At 41.9% G+C, this 5,470-nt stretch carries 4 protein-coding genes; 3 read left to right on the forward strand and 1 reads right to left on the reverse strand.

Features of this window, described 5'->3' with window-relative positions; all coding sequences use genetic code 11:
- The first annotated feature begins 289 nt into the window (after positions 1 to 289).
- Positions 290 to 700 (forward strand): SEL1-like repeat protein, encoded by a 411-nt coding sequence (locus FTT88_RS16635; protein ID WP_078189397.1) that lies wholly within the window; start codon positions 290 to 292, stop codon positions 698 to 700.
- 63 nt (positions 701 to 763) lie between these two features.
- On the opposite strand, the gene ettA is transcribed toward FTT88_RS16635, so the two are convergent.
- Positions 764 to 2,425 carry an energy-dependent translational throttle protein EttA gene (gene ettA, locus FTT88_RS16640; RefSeq protein ID WP_180042172.1) on the reverse strand — a complete coding sequence of 554 codons (1,662 nt, stop codon included), beginning with the start codon at positions 2,423 to 2,425 and terminating at the stop codon, positions 764 to 766.
- A 318-nt stretch (positions 2,426 to 2,743) separates the two neighbouring features.
- On the opposite strand from ettA, the gene FTT88_RS16645 reads away from it, so the two are divergent.
- Both FTT88_RS16645 and FTT88_RS16650 read left to right on the forward strand, forming a co-directional pair.
- Entirely contained in the window at positions 2,744 to 4,021 is a 1,278-nt protein-coding gene (locus tag FTT88_RS16645; RefSeq protein WP_180062802.1) for an O-acetylhomoserine aminocarboxypropyltransferase/cysteine synthase family protein, read from the forward strand.
- A gap of 401 nt (positions 4,022 to 4,422) precedes the next feature.
- Positions 4,423 to 5,310: an SDR family NAD(P)-dependent oxidoreductase gene (locus FTT88_RS16650; protein WP_180062801.1), complete on the forward strand. Its 888-nt coding sequence runs from the start codon at positions 4,423 to 4,425 to the stop codon at positions 5,308 to 5,310.
- Positions 5,311 to 5,470: the final 160 nt, after the last annotated feature.

The raw sequence follows: 5,470 nt of genomic DNA on the forward strand, positions 1-5,470 counted from the left end.
TTTCATGTACTTATATTAACAATCAAAACTCAAGGAAAATAGTCCTTAGTTAAATCAAACGACACTTCATGTCGTGTCGCTTATATCTCTGACCTGAAGGACAGAGTTTTACGCTCCATTTGATAAATATTTTTTTAATACCTATTCACATATCATGACAAGCATGCTAATTTTCATCTTAAGTGTGATCTGTTTAAAACAATTAAATCATTCATCGCAGCGCACGAATGACTACTGTTAATATTTTTTATTAATCAAGTGGTTATACTTAGCAACAAGGAGTTTAACAATGATGATACAAGCTCTGAAAAAAATTTATGCACTGTTGTCACAACAGATGAATCCAAAGTTGCAAGGAATGCATCTTTCGGTTCCAGAAGCCGAGGGTGATTACGCCCAAGGGACTTATTTTGAAATTCTTGCGGCTCAACACCATCAAGACTTTCTCAGTCACCATACTATGGATTCAGCAGACCAATCCCCTACCGACTATCGTAATGCAATGTGGAATTTTTTAAGTGCCGCATTAAAAGGTCATAAAGATGCCCAATATCGCTTAGGTCTCGGTTATTTACGTGGAGAACTCGGCTTAGACCGTAATTATGAACTTGCAGAGCTTTGGCTCAGTAAAGCTGCTGCACAAGGCCATGAACATGCAGACTACGTCTTACATCATGCCTATGAAGACATAGTTGTATAGTCATTGCATCTCAAGCAATAAAAAACCAGCCCGCAGGCTGGTTTTTTATTTTAAAACTGGAACTTAGTTGCCAATTTTGCGGTATTTCTGACGCTTTGCAACAAGGTCATCACCATCACGTTTACGGCGGTATTCTTCAAATTCATGGTAGTTACCCGTGAAGAATTCAGGGGTTTCACCTTCAAATGACAAGATGTGCGTAGCAATACGGTCGAGGAACCAACGGTCATGCGAGATCACCATTACAGTACCCGGGAATACTAAAATGGCATCTTCAAGCGCACGTAAAGTTTCAATATCCAAGTCGTTTGACGGTTCATCGAGTAAGATGACGTTTGCACCCATTTGCAGGATTTTCGCAAGTTGTAAACGGTTACGTTCACCACCTGACAATTGACCTACACGTTTTTGCTGATCTTGACCTTTGAAGTTAAAGCGACCGATATACGCACGAGATGCGATTTCGTATTCACCAATTTTCAAGATATCTAAACCGCCAGAAACTTCTTCCCAAACAGTTTTGTTGTCATCTAAGGTGTCACGAATCTGACCAACATAAGCCACTTTAACAGACTCACCCAGTGTAACTGTACCTGTATCTGGTTGTTGTTCGCCTGTCATCATACGGAATAATGTGGTTTTACCCGCACCGTTTTCGCCCACAATACCTACAATTGCAGCAGGTGGTACAACGAACGATAAATCTTTATAAAGTGTACGGTCACCAAAGGATTTACTAATACCTTCAACTTCTACAACCTTGTTACCTAAACGTGGACCAGGTGGAATGTAGATTTCAGACGTTTCGTTACGCTGTTGGAATTCGCGTGAGTTAAGCTCTTCAAAACGCTCCATACGCGCTTTGTTTTTCTTTTGCTGACCTTTGGCATTTGAACGAACCCATTCAAGTTCTTTTTTCAATGCTTTAGCAAAAGATTCTTCTTGCTTCTGTTCTTGCTCTAAACGAGCATTTTTCTGCTCTAACCAAGAAGAGTAGTTGCCTTGGTATGGAATACCCATGCCGCGGTCAAGCTCAAGAATCCACTCTGCCACGTTATCCAAGAAGTAACGGTCATGGGTAATCGCAACGATCGTACCTGGGAAGTCTTTCAAGAAACGTTCCAACCATGATACTGATGAAGCATCCAAATGGTTCGTTGGCTCATCTAGAAGCAACATGTCTGGTTTAGACAATAACAAACGGCAAAGTGCAACACGACGGCGCTCACCACCAGACAACTTAGATACATCTGCATCCCAAGCTGGAAGGTTCAACGCTGCAGCAGCCTGATCCATTTGGTTCACAATGTTATGTGCATCCCATGAGTGGATAATGGCTTCTAACTTCTCTTGTTCTTTTGCAAGTGCATCAAAGTCAGCATCTTCTGCTGCATATTCTGCAAACACTTCATCAAGACGCGCCAAAGCATCTAACGGCTCACGTAAACCGTCTTCAACGTTACCACGAACGTCTTTGCTTTCATCCAATGGCGGCTCTTGTTCAAGGTAACCAATTTTGATACCCGGTTGAGCACGTGCTTCACCTGAGAAATCTTTATCTACGCCCGCCATAATACGAAGCAAGGTAGATTTACCTGCACCGTTTAGACCAAGCACACCAATTTTTGCGCCTGGGAAAAATGATAAAGAGATGTCTTTCAGGATTTCGCGCTTAGGCGGAACCATCTTCGACACACGGTTCATCGTGTAAATATATTGGGCCACTTAGGACTCCTCAATAGTCAAAACATATACGGAACAACACAAAGTTGCCCCTGCTCAATTGAGCGAAAAAATAATCGGCTATTATACGCATAAAGTCGTGAAAAAATAAGGTTTCGCACACGCCTTCAATGCATTGTTACAAGTTTAATGGCGAACAAAATTTAAACATGCGTTTTTAAGCATAATTTCGCTCATCTTTAGCTGAAAATTTTTCAATAATATGAATAATTATGATATTAATTTTATAAATAAAGCACTTTTATTCATATATATAAGTGATAGACTGTTTAAAAACTAGCTCTCTTAGATGAAGTAATCATGACCTATAAAGACGAAACTTTAGCAATTCACGCGGGGTATACACCGGAGCCAACCACCAAAGCGGTTGCGGTGCCGATTTATCAAACCACCTCATATTCCTTTGATAACACGCAGCATGGTGCTGATTTATTTGACTTAAAAGTTCAGGGTAATATTTATACCCGCATTATGAATCCAACCACGGCGGTACTTGAACAGCGTGTTGCAGCGCTCGAAGGTGGTATAGGTGCACTGGCGTTGGCATCAGGCATGGCAGCCATTACATATGCGATTCAAACCATTGCTGAAGCGGGCGACAATATCGCTTCTGTTTCAACCCTATATGGCGGCACATATAATCTGTTTGCCCATACCTTGCCGAAACAAGGCATTGAAGTTCGCTTCTTTGATTATCAAAACCCTGAAGCACTACGCAGCCTCATCGATGACAAAACCAAGCTGGTCTTTGTCGAATCGATTGGTAACCCATTAGGCAATATTATTGACCTCGAAGCAATTTCGAAAATTGCGCATGAATTTGGCATACCTGTAGTAGTGGACAATACCGTAGCTACTCCCGTCCTGCAAAAATCATTTGAATTTGGTGCCGACATCGTGGTGCACTCTCTCACCAAATATATTGGTGGTCATGGTAATTCGATCGGCGGCATTATTGTCGATAGCGGCAAGTTCCCTTGGGGCAAATACCCTGAACGTTTTAAATCACTCAACACCCCTGATCCAAGCTACCACGGGGTGAATTATGTCGAAGCTTTAGGTGAAGCAGCCTACATTGCCCGTGCGCGTGTAGTGCCATTACGTAATACTGGCGCTGCGATCAGCCCGCACAATGTGTTTTTGATCTTACAAGGTTTGGAAACCCTGAGCCTGCGCATGGAACGCCATACCGAAAATGCGCAAAAAGTGGCTGAATATTTACAAGCGCATCCAAAAGTAAAATGGGTTAACTACGCTGGCCTAAAAGACCACCCACAACATGCTTTGGCGCAAAAATATGTCAAAGGCAAACCGTCTGCGATTCTTTCCTTTGGGGTGCAAGACGGCCTTGCAGGCGGCACGCGTTTCATTGATGCCTTGCAGTTGTTTACTCGCCTTGTGAATATTGGTGATGCCAAAAGTTTAGCCTGCCATCCAGCGACCACGACACATCGTCAGCTCAATGAAGATGAACTCAAAGCAGCCGGTGTCAGCATTGATATGGTTCGTTTATCGATTGGGATCGAGCATGCAGATGACTTGATTGCCGACTTAGAGCAAGCCTTAGCTGCTGTTTAAAGCATAATTGCACATTCCACAGGTCTTATTTTTAAGGCCTGTTTTTATTTCCATTTCATTTAAATAACCACTCCCACATAATCCGCCTTCCAATTTTGCGCATCTATGGCCCTGCTTCTATATTTATTTACAATTTTATTTATCTTGAAAATCGACTTTTTTAGGTTGCAACGATGTTGATAAAAGCACTTCTCTTTCACATATTTATGTGTTAAAAATTGAGTAAATAGGGATTTTAATTTAGAGTAAAAACTCTAAATATTATTTTATTATCAATTACTTATCATATGGCTTTTTTTGAATAAAACGCTATCATACCGCTGACTTAAAACAGCCCTGCACATAGCGTTGTCGGGCCGATAAATGAATACAATAAAACTGATTTAACAGGGAACCTCATCGTGAATTCAAGACTTGAGAAACGTTTCGTTGACCGTGTCAACGGTAAGATCATTTTAATCACTGGTGCATCAAGTGGTATCGGTTTAACCACAGCGCATCGCCTTGCCAACGCAGGCGCACATGTTCTACTGGTTGCACGTACCAAAGAAACCCTCGATGCCGTAAAAGCTGAAATTGAAGCCACTGGCGGTAAAGCTGATGTTTTCCCATGTGACCTCAATGATATGGACTCCATTGATGCTGTGGCACAACAAATCCTCGCTTCCGTCGATCATATCGATATCTTAATTAATAACGCTGGCCGTTCTATTCGTCGTGCCGTACATGAATCAACCGATCGTTTCCATGATTTTGAACGCACCATGCAGCTTAACTATTTTGGCGCGGTACGTTTGGTGATGAATTTACTGCCGAAAATGATGATTCGTCGTGAAGGTCATATCATCAACATCAGTTCGATTGGTGTATTGGCCAATGCAACACGCTTCTCTGCCTATGTTGCGTCTAAAGCCGCATTAGATGCTTTTAGCCGTTGCCTGAGCGCTGAAGTTCACTCGCATAATATTGCCATCACGTCGGTCTACATGCCATTGGTGCGCACGCCAATGATCGCTCCAACCAAAATTTATAAATACGTTCCAACGCTTTCTCCAGAACAAGCGACTGACCTGATTGCCTATGCCATCGTGAAACGTCCAAAGAAAGTGGCGACCAATTTGGGCCGTTTGGCTTCGATCACTTACTCCATTGCTCCTGACATTAATAACAAACTCATGTCGATTGGTTATAACCTGTTCCCAAGTTCTTCAGCGTCTATTGGTAAACAAGAAAAACTCAATTGGGTACAAAAAGCATATGCTCGCTTATTCCCTGGTGAACACTGGTAAGACCTGATCCACCCCTAAAAAAAGCCCTTATGAGGTAATGCCAGTCAGTTAAGCAAATTTTAGTAAAATGTAGTAAAAATGAGTGTATGTGAATACGCTCATTTTTTTATGTCTTTATCTGAACATTTAGAATCCACTCTTGAACATTCTCTCCCATCAC

Source organism: Acinetobacter sp. YH01024 (assembly GCF_013420195.1).
Lineage (GTDB): Bacteria > Pseudomonadota > Gammaproteobacteria > Pseudomonadales > Moraxellaceae > Acinetobacter > Acinetobacter amyesii.

What these genes read in the sequence shown, in the direction of transcription:
- FTT88_RS16635 (WP_078189397.1), top strand. Translation starts at nt 290, where the DNA reads ATGATGATACAAGCTCTGAAAAAAATTTATGCACTGTTGTCACAACAG.
- FTT88_RS16645 (WP_180062802.1), top strand. Translation starts at nt 2,744, where the DNA reads ATGACCTATAAAGACGAAACTTTAGCAATTCACGCGGGGTATACACCG.